This window comes from Ketobacter sp. GenoA1, assembly GCF_003671475.1.
Classification (GTDB): Bacteria; Pseudomonadota; Gammaproteobacteria; order Pseudomonadales; family Ketobacteraceae; genus Ketobacter.
Genome location: NZ_RCHM01000046.1, coordinates 32,902 through 48,177, shown reverse-complemented (window position 1 = coordinate 48,177; position 15,276 = coordinate 32,902). Strand labels below are relative to the sequence as shown.

The 15,276-nt window shown below is 54.7% G+C and carries 12 protein-coding genes; 5 read left to right on the top strand and 7 right to left on the bottom strand.

The annotated features are described in order from the left end of the window. Positions 1-71: 71 nt before the first annotated feature. Together D9N13_RS22995 and D9N13_RS22990 are read right to left on the bottom strand one after the other, a co-directional pair. The gene (locus tag D9N13_RS22995) at positions 72-659 is read right to left on the bottom strand and encodes a hypothetical protein (protein WP_290594329.1); all 588 of its coding nucleotides are present in this window, start codon (positions 657-659) and stop codon (positions 72-74) included. A gap of 109 nt (positions 660-768) precedes the next feature. Next, a complete protein-coding gene (locus tag D9N13_RS22990; RefSeq protein WP_290594328.1) occupies positions 769-2,832 on the bottom strand; it encodes a diguanylate cyclase in 2,064 nt (687 codons plus the stop codon). A gap of 88 nt (positions 2,833-2,920) precedes the next feature. On the opposite strand from D9N13_RS22990, the gene D9N13_RS22985 reads away from it, so the two are divergent. Both D9N13_RS22985 and D9N13_RS22980 read left to right on the top strand, forming a co-directional pair. Next, entirely contained in the window at positions 2,921-3,295 is a 375-nt protein-coding gene (locus D9N13_RS22985) for an MmcQ/YjbR family DNA-binding protein (RefSeq protein WP_290594327.1), read from the top strand. Between the two features lie 102 nt (positions 3,296-3,397). Further along, positions 3,398-5,503 (top strand): EAL domain-containing protein, encoded by a 2,106-nt coding sequence (locus tag D9N13_RS22980; protein ID WP_290594326.1) that lies wholly within the window; start codon positions 3,398-3,400, stop codon positions 5,501-5,503. A gap of 34 nt (positions 5,504-5,537) precedes the next feature. Here the strand turns inward: D9N13_RS22980 and D9N13_RS22975 are convergent, their stop codons facing one another. Then, on the bottom strand, positions 5,538-6,167 hold the full coding sequence (locus D9N13_RS22975; RefSeq protein ID WP_290594325.1) for a 3'-5' exonuclease: 630 nt from the start codon (positions 6,165-6,167) through the stop codon (positions 5,538-5,540). Then, positions 6,167-8,020 carry a putative nucleotidyltransferase substrate binding domain-containing protein gene (locus D9N13_RS22970; RefSeq protein ID WP_290594324.1) on the bottom strand — a complete coding sequence of 618 codons (1,854 nt, stop codon included), beginning with the start codon at positions 8,018-8,020 and terminating at the stop codon, positions 6,167-6,169. Before D9N13_RS22970 ends, D9N13_RS22975 begins: the two co-directional genes overlap by 1 nt. A gap of 194 nt (positions 8,021-8,214) precedes the next feature. On the opposite strand from D9N13_RS22970, the gene D9N13_RS22965 reads away from it, so the two are divergent. Beyond that, complete coding sequence (locus tag D9N13_RS22965) at positions 8,215-9,153, top strand: ABC transporter ATP-binding protein (RefSeq protein ID WP_290594323.1); 939 nt, start codon at positions 8,215-8,217, stop codon at positions 9,151-9,153. Continuing rightward, entirely contained in the window at positions 9,150-9,911 is a 762-nt protein-coding gene (locus tag D9N13_RS22960; RefSeq protein ID WP_290594322.1) for an ABC transporter permease, read from the top strand. Before D9N13_RS22965 ends, D9N13_RS22960 begins: the two co-directional genes overlap by 4 nt. A gap of 48 nt (positions 9,912-9,959) precedes the next feature. Here D9N13_RS22960 and D9N13_RS22955 read toward each other — a convergent pair whose 3' ends face one another. Further along, complete coding sequence (locus tag D9N13_RS22955; protein WP_290594321.1) at positions 9,960-10,694, bottom strand: PEP-CTERM sorting domain-containing protein; 735 nt, start codon at positions 10,692-10,694, stop codon at positions 9,960-9,962. A gap of 372 nt (positions 10,695-11,066) precedes the next feature. Between D9N13_RS22955 and D9N13_RS22950 the strand changes: the two genes are divergently transcribed. After that, positions 11,067-12,608 (top strand): outer membrane protein transport protein, encoded by a 1,542-nt coding sequence (locus tag D9N13_RS22950; protein WP_290594320.1) that lies wholly within the window; start codon positions 11,067-11,069, stop codon positions 12,606-12,608. 336 nt (positions 12,609-12,944) lie between these two features. On the opposite strand, the gene D9N13_RS22945 is transcribed toward D9N13_RS22950, so the two are convergent. Further along, positions 12,945-13,439 carry a hypothetical protein gene (locus D9N13_RS22945; protein ID WP_290594319.1) on the bottom strand — a complete coding sequence of 165 codons (495 nt, stop codon included), beginning with the start codon at positions 13,437-13,439 and terminating at the stop codon, positions 12,945-12,947. A gap of 105 nt (positions 13,440-13,544) precedes the next feature. After that, complete coding sequence (locus D9N13_RS22940) at positions 13,545-15,275, bottom strand: sodium:solute symporter family protein (RefSeq protein ID WP_290594318.1); 1,731 nt, start codon at positions 15,273-15,275, stop codon at positions 13,545-13,547. Position 15,276 lies beyond the last annotated feature (1 nt).

Sequence of the window (15,276 nt, the reverse complement as noted above, 5' to 3'; positions counted from 1 at the left end):
CCTGGGCAGGGAAACAATCAACAATAATGCTATCAGGAGCCCATTGTAACAAAGCCGGCCGGTGCAAACACTCAGGCAAATACCGAGGCTACGTCCCTTAACTCCACCGGTGGATGGCTGACCGGGCGCGGGTCATAGCCGCTGCTGCTGAAGCGGTAGAGTTGGCCTTCCCAGCGGCCGAAGTCGAAGTTGCTGGCGTTGTACCACTGAATGCGGTTGGCTGCATACACGGTGGCATTGGTGTGAATGGCCAGCGCCCCCATCAGATAACGGCCGTCTTCGCGGGTGAATTCATTGCCGGCTTCGGTGTTGGAGGCCGCGCAGGCGTACACCACGATGTTGTCCACGGTGCCCTGGATTTGTTCCCACAGGCTGACGTTGTCATGGAGCACGGTTTCCCGTCCCAGTTGCAGGCCCTGGCCACCCACGTCACCGCAGACACCCAGGCGTTCGCTTTGCCCGGCAAAGCCGTGGCACAGGATGAACAGTGTGTGCATGCGGCCGTGTTCCCGATACAGGTCATTGATGCTCCGAAAGGCGTTGCGCAGGGGCGTGCTGCCGGAGGTGGTAATAATATTGAGGTTGTTCCACCAGGCGGTAAAGGCGTTGGGCAAGGTTCCGTGCAGGCGGGTATCCCGCAGAATAATGTATTCCGACATGCTGTGTTTCTCCCCTGGGCAAAGTGGTTACTGTAAATCAGTGCGGTGCAGAATCAATGCGTAATAATTCCACTTTGCCGGATATGTGAAAAATGGAGGTCTGCTCTGTTTAGAAGTTGGCAACCTTGACGCAGTTGCGGCTGTGTTTGGCGTCATAGAGGGCGGCGTCCGCTGCCTTGAGCAGGGCTTCGTTGGAGAGTTTTGGCCGGTAGGCGGCCACACCAAAGGATGCGGTAATGTTGCAAGGCAAACCCAAGGACAAATCCATAATACGCTGGCGCAACAACTCGGCTAATTGCTCCGCTTGCTGTTGATTGGTCTCCGGGCATACCACCAGAAACTCTTCACCACCCCAGCGCGCCACCGTATCCACTTCGCGGCAGCACTGCTTGAGCAGTTGCGCCACCTGAAACAGGGCCGCGTCTCCGGTGTCATGGCCAAAGCTATCGTTGAGTTTTTTGAAATGATCGATATCGATCAGGATGATGGCGAACACCTGTTGGTAGCGCTCACAGCGGATGAGTTCCGCCTGCACCTGGTCGGAGGCAAAGCGGCGGTTATGAATGCGGGTGAGATGGTCGGTCACCACCAGTTGTTCCAGCGTTTGGTTGGCTTCCCGCAACTGGTTTTCCATGTCTTTGCGGGAGGTGAAATCCACCAGGATAAAGAGTACCCCCTCATCGAGGTTGTCCGGGTTCAGCGCTTTGCCGCTGAACATCCCCCAGCCGCTGCTGCCGTCTTTGCGCCGAAAGGCGTATTCACCCTGATAGGCATTGCCCCGAGACAGAATTTTGGGTGATTCGATGGTAACCCGTCGGTAATCCTGTTGCTGGCAGTAGAGCGTGCTGACGTGCTTGCCGATCAATTCATGTTCGGGATAATCAAACAGGGTTTCTGCGTGGCGGTTCACCCACTGGATGGTTTCGTTTCTCACCAGCACGATGCCGGCAACGGTGTTATCCAGTATGCTGTTGCGCAGTCGAAGCAGGGCTTCGGTCTCTTTAATGGAATGCTCCAGCTCCTGGGTGCGCTCGGCCACTTTTGCCTGTAACGCCTGGTTGGCGCGGCGGATTTTGAGCTCCTGACGATGCTTGATCTTGATTCTGATTAACAAACCAATCACGGTGGCACCCAGCAGGGTAATGAATATACCCGCCACCAACAGCACCCGGGAAAACAGTGGGTTGGGATTTTTCGGCAGGTTGATGAACTCGCTGCCCACCGGCATGTCCAGGGGGTCCAGATCGTATTCCTGCATTACCTGATAATCGAACAGGTATTGGGTCGGTGGTGTGGAATCCACTTTAAATTGGTCCGGGTCGGCGCCGTTTAAAATCGACAACGCCATGGTGGCAGCGGAGCGCGCCTGATGAAAATGGGATACCACTTTGCCCCCCAGGATGCCCTGGCCGATGGAATGCCGCCACAGGTGCAGAATGGGGATCGGCGTCTGCTTGCGCAATCGTGCCAGGGTATTGGAGAATTCACGGGATTCGCCATTGTGATCCCGAAAGCAGGCAATCATGATAATGACCCCGGAAGGATCCAGGCTGGATGCTTTCCGGATCAGCTCGTCATGAGACAGGGTAGTCAGCGACAGCACCTCATACTTTTGCACCTTCATATTCAATAGTTCAAACTCAAAGCGTTGGAAGTCCAGCTGGCCGGTCGGGGTGGCATCGGTGATGATATACATCGGCGTGTCCTCACCGAAGAGGGAGTACACGGTTTCTATGGTTTCACGATTGGCGGTGGCTTCCAGAATTCCGGTGACCTGGGGTACCTGATTAAAGCTGAGGCCGAAGTTCATGTCGTTGACCCCGAAAAAAACAATGGGGGTATCGGCAAACAGGGATTCCCGGTGCTGGGTGGCAAACCAGGTGGCAGCGTCATCAGCGGTAATGATGACATCATAGGCCGGTAACACAGACAGTTTGTATTCCAGCCCCTGTTGGAAAAGGTCCTCATAACTGACAAAGCGTTTTGAATCCAGAAACTCCATATCCAGGCGCAGATTTTCGCCCTGCAGAACACTGCGCAACCCTGCCAGTTGGTCAAAAAAGGTAGGAAAACCGGGGTGATAGGATGAGATGAACAAGACCGACCGGGCCTCCTGTGACAGCAGGCCGCTGCTGAAAACCAGAGCGATCAAAAATACAATGCATTTGAGCATGGCATCGGATCCAGAGGTGTGGTTGGCGAGTTGCAAGATGCCCCTACAGTATGGACGATATTGAGCATAACTTCTCGGGGAATAAAATATGTTGGAGCAGACACTGAGGGCTTATCTATCCGGTAAGCCGGAGGCGATTGAAGATTATCCATTTGGGCCCGATGCGGCGGTGTATAAGGTGCAGGGCAAAATGTTTGCCCTGGTCTTTGTTCAGCAGGGGGAGTGCCGGGTCAATCTTAAGTGTGATCCGCAGGAGGCCATGGAGTTGCGCCACGTATTTGATGCGGTGTTACCGGGCTACCATATGAACAAACGTCATTGGAATACGGTGCGCCTTGACGGCAGCTTGCCGCCCGGTGAAATAGAACGCATGGTGGATAATTCCTATCGGCTGGTGGTGAATGGACTAACGCGCGCGCAAAGGCGCGGTCTGGCGCTGCGCACCGGCCAATCGTTCCGCTAAAACCCCATACCAAACAGGGTTAAATGTGCAAAAAAGCACGCTGGCCGGATCACTTCTATACTGATCCAATACTAGGGGATATTGATCCGTGGTGGTCAGGTTATGACACGGAAAGTTTTGTACGCGGAAGACGATCGTATTCAAGCGGTGGTGGTGTCTTCACTCTTAACCCAGGCAGGCTTTACCGTTACTCGTGTTGAGAACGGTCGATCGGCGTTGGATGCGGTGTGTCATACCGTGTTTGATGTGGTGCTTTCCGATCACTACATGCCGGAAATGAATGGTGTTGAATTGTTGTCCGAGATGCGCGCACGGAACATCGATGTGCCGCTGGTGCTGATGACATCGACGCAGGATATGCAGTTGGTGTTTTCCGCCGTGCGGGCCGGTGCCGATGACTTTATCTCCAAGGATATGAAAGGGCAGTATCTGGAACTGATTGTGCCGGTGCTGGACCGCGTCTGCGAACGTCATCAATTGCAGGCGCGGGTCCGGCGTCACGCGCAGCAACTGCAGCAGGAAAAAAACCTCTGTTTTAAAACACTGGATGCCATGGAGCAGGGTGTGCTGGTGTTGGATGACGGGCTCCACATCACTTATCTCAACAGTTTTTTCTGTGCTTTGTTTAACGTACATGACCGGGAAAGCCTGCTGGGTGCCGGCCTGCATTTTTTTGTTGAGTTGTTGCAGAAGCTGCCCCAGCATTCAGGGCGAAACTGGGGTTGGCTGGATACGGATGTGCTCAGCGCATGGCTGGAGGAAGACGGCGGTGCGCTTGAGATCATTATTGCCGAGCGCTTTCTTGAGGTGAAGAAAGTCAAAGTGGCCGACACCGGTTTTGCAATCACCTTTACCGATATCAGCGCACAGAAACTGGCTACGCGGCAGATTGAACACATTGCCCACCATGATGAACTCACCGGACTGCCCAACCGCACCCTGATGCATGATCGCATGAGAACGGCCCTGCGTCGGGTACACCGTACCGGAAATCGAATGGGAGTGCTGGTGTTGGATCTGGATCATTTCAAACGCATCAACGATTCGCTGGGACATTTTGCCGGTGATGAGCTGCTGAAAACGGTGGCGATACGTTTGGTGTCGGCGGTGCGGGATTCTGATACCGTGTGTCGCATGGGGGGTGATGAGTTTGTGGTGATCCTGCCGGACATCGGTGGCCGTGACGATATCGAAACCGTGTGCGAGAAGATTCTGCATTTGATTTCGCAGCCCATTGATGTGGGATTCAATGTCCTCAACGTGACACCGAGTATTGGGTTGAGCATGGCACCGGACGATGGCGATTCAGCTGAGGATTTGCTGAAGCACGCGGATATTGCCATGTACCGGGCCAAGCAGACCGGGCGTAATGGTTATCATGTCTTTACCCATGACCTGGCACGATCCAATCAGACTGAAATGGCCATTGAACAGGCGTTACACCTGGCGTTTAAACGCAACGGTTTGCAGATTTTCTATCAGCCCAAGGTCAATATCGAAACCCGGCAGGTACTTGGTTTTGAAGCACTGATCCGCTGGTTCGATCCGGTGTATGGCACCATCGCACCGGATCGTTTTATACCCATGGCGGAAACCACTGGATACATCATCAAGCTGGGTGAGTGGGTGTTGCAGCAGGCCTGCAGTGATATGCAGAGGTTGCGATTGGAATCCGGGCTGGATTACCGAGTATCAGTGAACGTTTCACCCCGTCAGTTGGAGCACCCGGATTTCATCACCATGACGCAACGTGTGTTGGCTGCCAGTGGATTGCCGCCTTGTGCATTGGAGTTGGAAATCACCGAAGGCATGCTGGTGTCCCGGTCTGCATCGTTGTTGGAGAAACTGAATGCATTGCACGATATGGGGGTATTGCTTGCCATTGATGATTTTGGTACAGGTTACTGTAGCCTGTCCTATGTGGCGCAGTACCCCATTGACGTAATCAAAATCGATCGCTGTTTTATCGATGTAAATCAGAAAACCAGCCGGGCCATTGTGGGGGCAATAACCACCATTGCGCACGGGCTGGGTCTGGAAGTGGTAGCTGAGGGGATAGAAACCCTGGATCAGATTGCGCTGGTGCGTGAGCGCGGTTGCAATGTGGTTCAGGGATTCTATTTTTATCAGGCCATGTCGCTGGCGGAACTGCATCCGGTGTTGCCGCAAGTGCACCATGAGTTGGAACGCAAACTGGCGCTCAATTAAGGCCTGTTTATCTCAGTTCAGATAGCGGCTACCGTTACCCATTCATGGCAAGCCACAGCTCGGCGGTGGCCAGGGCATCCCCCAGGGCATCGTGCAGGCTGACATCCGGCAAGCCATAGCGTTGCCGGCATTGAAACAGACGCAGGTCGCCGGCCTGGATGGCAGCGCTGCGCTGCAGCAGTCGTTTACGTTCAACCTGCAGGGTATCCACCACCGGCATCAGCAATGGCGCACCCCACAGGGTGCGCATGGCCTGGTTGATAAAGCCCATGTCCAATTGAGCGTTGTGGAACACCAGAATGCTGTTGGGCAATGCATCCAGTAGCGCTTCCAATGCCACCTTGATATTCACACCCTGTTCCAGATCGGTGTCCGTCAGTTGGTGGAACACGGCGCTCTGACCCACTTCCCGGTTCAGTGCCAGGTGAAAGTAACAGGATTGGTTCAGGTGTATGGCGCCCTGTTCGATGACCACCCAGGCAATGCTGGCAATTTCGCCCGCAGTGGGTTGCAGGGCCGTGGTTTCCAGGTCGATGACCACGTACCGGCTGGCGTTGAAAGGGCGTTGCTGTATGGGTTCGCGCAGCAGAGCCTGCAACGCCGGGTGCCTGGCTTGGTGTCGCCACCATATGCGTTGCAAGGTCAGCTTTAAACCGGTGGCCATTACAGGCCCTGGCGGTAGTGGTTGCGCAGCGCTTCCTGGGAATCATGCACAATGGTGAAGGCATCTTTCAGATGTTTGCGCTCCAGCTCCGGCAGATCCTTGGGGTTGAGATAATTGCTGGCCTGTAACCCCGCGGCAAGCTGTCGGCTTTGGTTTTCCACGCGCAGTTGCTGAATGGTGTCGAAGGCATCCTGCAGGTTGCGCCCATCAACGATGGTGAACACTTTTTTCTGCATTAATTGTTGCAGCCGCTCGCGGCTGTTGACGGCATCGACCCCATGGGCCAGGGAATGAATACGGATCAGGTCCACCATGGGCATCACGCCGCGCTTCTTGATATCGAACTCGTCCCGATGCTCGCCGTTGCGTTCCACCACAAAGCGTCGAAAGATGCCCAGGGGTGGTGTCTGGTCCAGTACATTGGCCGCCAGAGCGGCCTGAAAGATAGTATTCTTCTGCGTGCGCATGAGCATGTGTTGCTGCAGGCGCTGACACAAGCCGGGATCACCGTACACTGCCCGCAGATCGAAAAATATTGATACCCGCATCACCGCATCGGGGGTGGGGGTTCGGGTCCAGCCGTCTACGGTGGCTTTCCAGCCCTGCAGGCGCTGGCGCCATTCAGCGGTGGTGGCCATGACCTTGCCATTACAGTAGGGGTAGCCGCATTCATTAAGGCCATCGCACACGAAATGAGCCAGCTTTTCAAACCAGGCCAGATCCAGTTCACCGGCGCGGTCATCGATCAATAAGCCATTATCCTGATCGGCACCGATCAGCTGTTCACCACGGGCCTGGGAGCCGAACCCCAGCCAACAAAATGGGGCCGGCGCCGGGCCCAGATGTTCGATGGCCAGCTCAATCAAGCGGCAGGTTACGGTGTCGCTGATGGCGGTGAGCACACGGCTGATCTGATGGGCGCGCATACCGCCTTTGATGACTTCCACTAACAGGCTTGGCAGGGTGTCGATGATGGCGCGCATAGCCCCGGTATCCTGCTGGCGGGACAAATGCTGTACCAGGTAAACCGGATCATCCCGTCGGGCCAGCATCAGATCGGAGGAGGTGATGATGCCCGCCAGGCGGTTGCCTTCCAACACAGGAAGATGATGTATTCCCTGCTGGGTCATTTGCAGAATGGCATCGAACAGGCTGGCATCCAGTTCGATGTGTTTGGGGTTGCGGGTCATGACTTGGGCAATGGGGGTGTGCAGTGGCAACCCCAGTGCCAGGGCCCGGCTGCGCAGGTCGCGATCGGTGACAATGCCTTCCAGCTGGTTGCCCTGCATAACCAGCACTGATGATACCCGTCGTTCCGACATGGCCTGGGCGGCCTGTTGCAGGGTTGCAGCAGCGCTCAGGGTGAGCGGATCACGGCTGATCAATCCGGCAATGGGCAACATCATCATATTGGTGTTGGGCTGATAGCGGGCCGCGCGACGTAAACGCCGGCTGCGCTGACTGTGGAAGTGGCGGTCGAAATGGCGATGGTCGGCGCGCAGGGCCTCGTAGTGCACCCTGGGCAGATGATAGATCAGGCTGTCCTCGATGACCTGGGCATAGACCCCTTCGTCCCCCACATCCAGGCCATGGATATTAAAGCTTTCCCCTTCACCCAGTTTGTCCATCAACTGGTGACGGCTGCTGCGGATCTCCACCGCTCCGCTGCGCACTATGCGCAGCGCATAATCGTCGCTGTCGGCACTGAAGCGATGACCGTTGCGAAAATAGGTGATCTGAATCTGGCGGGCGGCGGCCTGCAGCGCGGCTTCCGGCAGCTCGTTGAACGGCAGGCAATGGCGCAAAAAATCCGCCACCGCCTGTATTTCCGGTTGCTTCGGGTCTTGGGTCATAGTGCACATCAGCCTTGGTTTTTCTTAATGTTAGCGGATCAACCTTGATGGGGCGATTAGACTTTGGTGGATTCTTGTTGATGACTCTTGCCAATGATCCGGGCAGGTGTCACTTCCGCACCTGTCGGATTGGTGTCGGCTCTGGTAGGCTTGTGCCTCACATCCGGCAGGCAACCTGATTGAAGGGAGAAACTGTGCAACCTGTAATCTCGGTACGTCATCTTTCCAAAGTATACGAAGGTGGCTTTCAGGCGTTGAAAGACGTCAATCTGGACATTCATCGTGGTGAAATATTTGCGTTGCTGGGCCCTAATGGCGCCGGCAAAACCACACTGATCAGCATCATCTGCGGGATCGTGAATCCGGGCTCCGGCCAGGTATTGGCGGATGGCCACGACGTGGTCAAAGAGTATCGGGCAGCCCGTTCCATTATCGGCCTGGTACCGCAGGAATTATCCACCGATGCGTTTGAAAGCGTGTGGAGTGCGGTGTCGTTCAGCCGCGGTCTGTACGGAAAACCGCGCAACGATGCGCATATCGAAAAGGTGTTGAAAGCACTGTCACTGTGGGACAAGCGTAATAACCGCATCATGGAGTTGTCCGGTGGCATGAAGCGTCGCGTTTTGATTGCCAAGGCACTGTCCCACGAGCCGCGGATTCTGTTCCTGGATGAACCCACTGCCGGGGTTGATGTGGAGCTGCGGCGGGATATGTGGGACATGGTCCGTGATCTGCGGAGCCAGGGTGTCACCATCATTCTCACCACCCATTACATAGAAGAGGCCGAAGAAATGGCCGATCGCATTGGCGTGATCAATAAGGGTGAAATCGTGGTGGTGGACGAGAAAAAGTCGCTGATGCAGAAGCTGGGCAAGAAGCAATTAACGCTGTATTTACAGCAACCACTGGAAGCAATACCGGAGGCGTTGAGTCGCCATCCCCTGGCGTTGTCCGACGATGGCCAGGCGCTGACCTTCACCTTTGATGTGCAGAGTGAAGCAACCGGAATTGCCCAGGTGTTGCGGGAGTTGAATCAGCATGGCATTGATTTTCGCGATCTGCATTCCAGCGAAAGTTCGCTGGAGGAGATTTTTGTCAATCTGGTAAAAGGTGCGCGGGGGGATCGGGTATGAATTTTTATGCTGTGCGGGCAATCTACAAATTTGAAATGGCCCGCACCTGGCGCACGTTGATGCAGAGCATTGCGTCACCGGTATTGTCCACGTCACTGTATTTTATTGTGTTCGGCTCCGCCATCGGTTCACGCATGGTGGCCATTGACGGTGTGGAGTACGGTGCCTTTATCATTCCCGGTCTGGTGATGTTCACCCTGCTTACCCAAAGCATTTCCAATGCCTCGTTCGGGATTTATTTTCCCCGCTTCTCCGGCACCATCTACGAATTGTTATCGGCACCGGTTTCATTTGTGGAAATTCTGATGGGCTATGTGGGGGCGGCAGCCACCAAGTCCATCATTGTTGGGATATTGATCCTGATCACGGCCCGGTTTTTTGTGGATTACCACATCGAGCATCCGCTGTGGATGGTGAGTTTTCTCATCCTGACTTCCATCACCTTCAGTCTGTTCGGTTTTATTATCGGGGTTTGGGCCGATGGCTTTGAAAAACTGCAGCTGATTCCGTTGATGGTGATTACGCCATTGGCGTTTTTAGGGGGGAGCTTTTATTCCATCAACATGTTGCCGCCCATCTGGCATACCATAACGTTGTTTAATCCGGTGGTGTATCTGATCAGTGGATTTCGCTGGAGTTTCTATGGGGTGGCGGATGTGAATGTGGCCGTCAGCCTGGCGATGACGGCGTTGTTTCTGTTGCTGTGTCTGGCGGCGGTGTGGTGGATTTTCAAAACCGGCTATCGCTTGAAAACCTGAAGTGGATGTTTTGGCGCTAAAGGTTCAGCGCCAAAACATGGCAACGGTTTAACCTTTGCGACGTAGACCAAAACCCAGCAGTCCAAGTACAAACAGGCCAATTGTGGCGGGCTCAGGCACGCTCACTTCGTCATAGGTGTAGTTTACCACCAGATTACCCCAGAATCGGGTTTCGCCGTAGGTGCGGCAGGTATCTTCGGTGTCATAACAATAGGATGTGGTGGCAGTTGTACGGGCGCTGGCGCGGAAGTTCAGGGTCTCATCCAGAAACTGCTCCAATAGTGAAGCATCCGTAGTGCTGAACAGGATGCCGTCCAAGTAGTTGGCATAGGTTGAGGTTGTGCGTGAACAATAGCCGTCGTTGTCACTGCAGTTGACACTGGAAGAGCGGCTGGTGGAAGGATTGTAGCCCAGGTTTGGATCATACAGATCCAGATAAAAGTCCCCCCGTACGTAGCCACCTCCGGAGACATTGTCTTCACAGAACGCCCAGCAGTCTGACGGATCCCTAACGGCAATACTGCTGCGGATATAAGCGCTGGTATCATAGCTGATGGAAACGCCGGTCAGTGTCCCGAGGCTGGAATCAAATCCATTGAGCGATGTGTAGGCGTAACCGTAGTTGGAGGCGCTGGTGGGAGTGGTGCTGTTCGCGGTGGAGGTATAGATAGTGCCTGTATTGAAACTGGTTGAATCTGACATCACCAGTGCATGGCTGACACCAGTGGTTGCCAAAAGCAGGGCCACCGTTACGCAGCGGCAGTATCTCAAGAGTTGTATCATGTTAAAGTCCCCAATATGTGAAAGTGTAATGTGATTATTAATTAACCTGACTAGAGTTAGGCATCATTACACAAGCACATCCTATGCCAGTGGTATATCCGATTGTTTTTGTTAGTGGTGTTTGATTTTGGCTGGTTGAGCGTACGCGTAGCCGTATGGAATATCGACATCTCATGCAAACCATTGAAAACTCTGGGCTGGAACCGGTCGGTCACGGAAAACCGCTGGTTCTTGTTCATTTGGACTTTGCAGCCACTGCTGATAACCCATAATATTGGTTGAATTCTGTTCAAAGTAAAAGCCGCCAGGCGTGAATCGACCATAATAAAAATAATGATGAACATCCGCCGATTTCTTGTTTGGGTCAGTTTCGTGACCTGCTCCGCCGCGCACGCCCAGTTGGCGCAAAACTTAACTGTGGGCAGTGCCAAGGCTCTGTCTTTGGGCAACTCGGTTACCGCCGATACCCCGGGCATTGATTCCATTCACTATAACCCGGCGGGTCTCTATCAGGTCAAAGGCCGGCAGTACCAATTGAAGGTGATCGCGGGCCGCTTCACCGTAACCGGGGAGGTGGAACGCTCCGAGCGTTATAACCGCTTGATGGATCAGTACGGTTACGCCTACTCAGATGACCCGGTGGCGGAGGGGGCCTCGTCCACTGAGGATGTGTCTGTCATGCTGCCGTTTTTGGGGTTGACCGAAATACCGGTGCTGATGGCGCCCTTGGGCGGGGCGGCGGTGGAGGTGAAAGACCGTAACCTGGTGTGGGGCAGTTCGGTATTTGCACCGATGATTGTGGGCTACCAGCGGGGTGATGGCAGCCCCCTGCGTTATCAGGGCAACGAGCTGGGGTTAACCCATCTCACGTATTTTTCGCCCACCGTGGCGTTCCCCATCAGCGACGAGCTGACCTTCGGGGTGGGCCTGCATTTTAATTACACCGGTGTTGGTATTGATCTGGATTTTCGTTTGCCCAATGCCATATTGGTGGGAGTGGACAGCTTCAGCGGGTTGCTGTGCGAATTGCCGGAAATCGATGCCGTGGTGAATGTGTGTGAAGGTGACCTGGGCCCATTCACCGACATCGGTAATATCGAAGTGGAGGTGGAGAACTACCTGAACCCATCCTTCAATCTGGGAATGCTGTGGCAGCCCAGTGATTGGTTCAGGTTGGGCATGGTGTATCAAAGCGGGGCCAGTAAAACCCTTAAAGGGGAGTATCAGATTCGCTATGGGGATGACTGGCTGGATTTCTTCTCGGGGCTTAATGGCACGGCCGTGGGCAACGCGGTGACCGGGGTGTTGGCGTTACCCAAGGGTTTGGAAAAAGAGCAGGGGGATGCTGCGTTGGAATTCACGATCCCACAGCATTTTGCCACCGGGGTCAGTGTTAAGGTCACCCCCAGCTGGACGCTGAATGTGGATCTGAAATGGACCGATACGGCGCAGTGGGATGAGTTCAAGCTGGAGTTTGAAAACCCGCCGGAGTTTTTGCCGGTGCTGAGCTTTTTGGCGCCGGACCAGGTCAGTGCCTCGACACTGGCCTTTCCCCGTGAATATGAGAGTGTCTGGAGTTGGGCGTTGGGTGTGGAGCATCAATACACGGATCGACTGGCGCTGCGCATCGGTTATGAAGACCGGGGTAACGCCATTCCTGCCAACAAAGCGGATTATCTGGCACCCTTTGGTGAGGCGTATTTGTTGGGCGCCGGATTTGCTTATGTTCCGCAACAGGGCGCACTGCTGGAGCTGGGCATCGGCACCCTGGTGTCACGCAGCAGCGCACCGGACAATACCAGCAGCAACGTGAACGATTACAACCAGCTTATCTATAACCCATATGCCGGAGTCAATGTTAAAACCAGCGTGCGTGCCTATCTGCTGGAACTGAGCTATCACGCTCAGTTTTGAGTTGGGCCTGTTCCGGTTGCTTGAGAATAAACGCATCCGCCACATTGATTGCCCCCAGCAATGTAATGGACAGCATCAGAAATACCTTGAAGAACGGTGTCATACAACTCACCCCCAATGGATCAAAACACCTAATACCCTGTGCTCGGCACCCCCGTGCCAACGCAAAAACGAAATGAATTCGCTTAGCGACACCAATCGGTCTCGCTTGAACACAGTACAAGCACATTGCGGGCCGGTTTTTAAAATGGTTTGTTTTACAGGAAGATGATGCAGGTGTGGGGCCGTTGCCGGGTGGCTACTGCAAAGAATGTCGACAGGTTGCGGGTGTGGCTATCAGTGCCGAAAATCTTCACCAAAAGTGGTTTCATAATCAATAAAACCCAAGCTGGTCTCACCGAAGTAAAATGAATCGGCGGCAGCCACCACGATCTGCAGTTGGCTGTCTGTGCTGTGCTCACCGCTTAAATCAACGGTCCAGTGCAGGGCGCTGTCATCGGTGGCAACCAGATCTTGAGGCGCCTGGTTTTCAGTGTCGGTGGTGGCCAGAGCGGCTTTGGCGCCTTGCAGGGGGTGTTTGGAGGTCAGGCTCAGGGTCATCATGTTGACTCCCGCCTGTTCCACCTTCATGTCAATTTCGAACTCCGCATTCTTCAACGTGCAATGGCCACTGGGGTAACGGCAGTTTGGCAGTGTGGCCAGGGCATAGGATTTGCCTGCCTGGGCTTTGTGCGGTTTCTCTCCTACGGCGGCATCAGTGGCAAAGTAGGCAATCACCGCCAGAATCGGGGCAACAATAAGCGCGATAACAACATGTTTGTTGGTCAACATCACAGTCTCTTTGTGGTAATAAAAAGCCCCCATTACTTGTGGTGTTGGAGGCTTGGGTGGTGGCCCGGATTGTGTCCGGGCCAGGTTTCGTTGTGAACGTCTGGATCAGTGAGCTTGCGCCTCGCCGGCTCCGGCCGGCATGCGAATGCTCTCCACCATCTCCTGCACATGCTCCGGTGGCTCCTGTGTAACCCGTGATACCAGGAAGGCCACCACAAAGTTCACCACAGCACCGATGGCGCCAAACGCGTTGGGCTCGATGCCCAGGAACCAGTTCTGTGGCAGATCACCCATAAACGAAGTGCTGGCCACAAACATGATGCCTTTGTGTTGGAACACATAGAGCAGTGTCACGGTAATCCCGGCAATCATACCTGCAATCGCCCCTTCCTTGTTAATCCGTTTGTTGAAGATACCCATCATCAACGCCGGGAAAATGGAAGAGGCGGCCAGGCCGAAGGCAAGTGCCACCGTTCCTGCGGCGAAGTCCGGCGGGTTGAAGCCCAGGTAGCCGGCCACACCAATGGCACCGGCCATGGCGATACGGCTGGCCATCAGCTCGGATTTTTCTGAAATGTCCGGCATGAACACCCCTTTGCACAGATCATGCGAGATGGCCGATGCGATGGCCAGCAGCAGCCCCGCCGCAGTGGACAATGCTGCTGCCAAACCGCCGGCCGCCACCAGTGCAATCACCCAATTAGGCAGGCGCGCGATCTCGGGGTTGGCCAGTACCATGATGTCACGGTCCACCGTTACCATTTCATTGGTATCCTTGTTGGCGCTGTATTGAACTTTGCCGTCACCGTTCTTGTCCTGGAATTCCAACAGGCCGGTTTTCTCCCAGTTTCTGAACCACTGTGGACGTTCATCGTAGGTGAGGTATTCACCCTTGGTAGGCTCAATGGTGTTCATGAAATTCATGCGCGCCATGGCGGCTACCGCCGGCGCGGTGGTGTACAGAATGGTGATGAACACCAGAGCCCAACCGGCGGAACTGCGTGCGTCGGCCACCTTGGGTACAGTGAAGAAGCGAATGATGACGTGGGGCAGGCCGGCGGTACCGATCATCAGCGACATGGTGTACACGAACATATTGAGCTGACTTAGCCTCGACTGTGTCGTGTATTCATGGAACCCCAGTTCCGTCACCACTTGATCCAACCGGTCCAGCAGGAAGGTGTCACTGCCCACCATGGTGGAGCCGAGGCCCAGTTGCGGAATAGGATTACCGGTCAGGTTGAGGGAGATGAAAATGGCGGGAATGGTATAGGCAAAAATCAGCACACAATACTGCGCTATTTGCGTGTAGGTGATGCCCTTCATACCGCCCATAACCGCGTAGACGAAGACAATACCCATGCCCACTAACAGGCCGGTGCCGTAGTCCACTTCCAGAAAACGGGAGAAAGCCACCCCGATACCTTTCATTTGGCCGATTACATAGGTAACCGAGGCGATGATCAAACACACCACGGCAACGATACGGGCCGCTTTCGAGTAATAGCGATCACCAATGAACTCGGGTACGGTGAACTTGCCGAATTTGCGCAGGTAGGGCGCCAGCAGCATGGCCAGCAACACAAATCCACCGGTCCAGCCCATAAGGAACACCGAGCCACCGTAGCCCAGAAATGCGATCATACCAGCCATGGAGATGAAGGACGCCGCCGACATCCAGTCCGCTGCCGTGGCCATGCCGTTGGCAACGGGGTTGACGCCGCCGCCGGCCACATAGAAATCCTTGGTGGTGCCGGCCCGGGCCCAGATGGCGATGCCGATGTACAGCGCAAACGTCAGGCCCACCACAATGTATGTTAGGGTTTGTAAATCCATT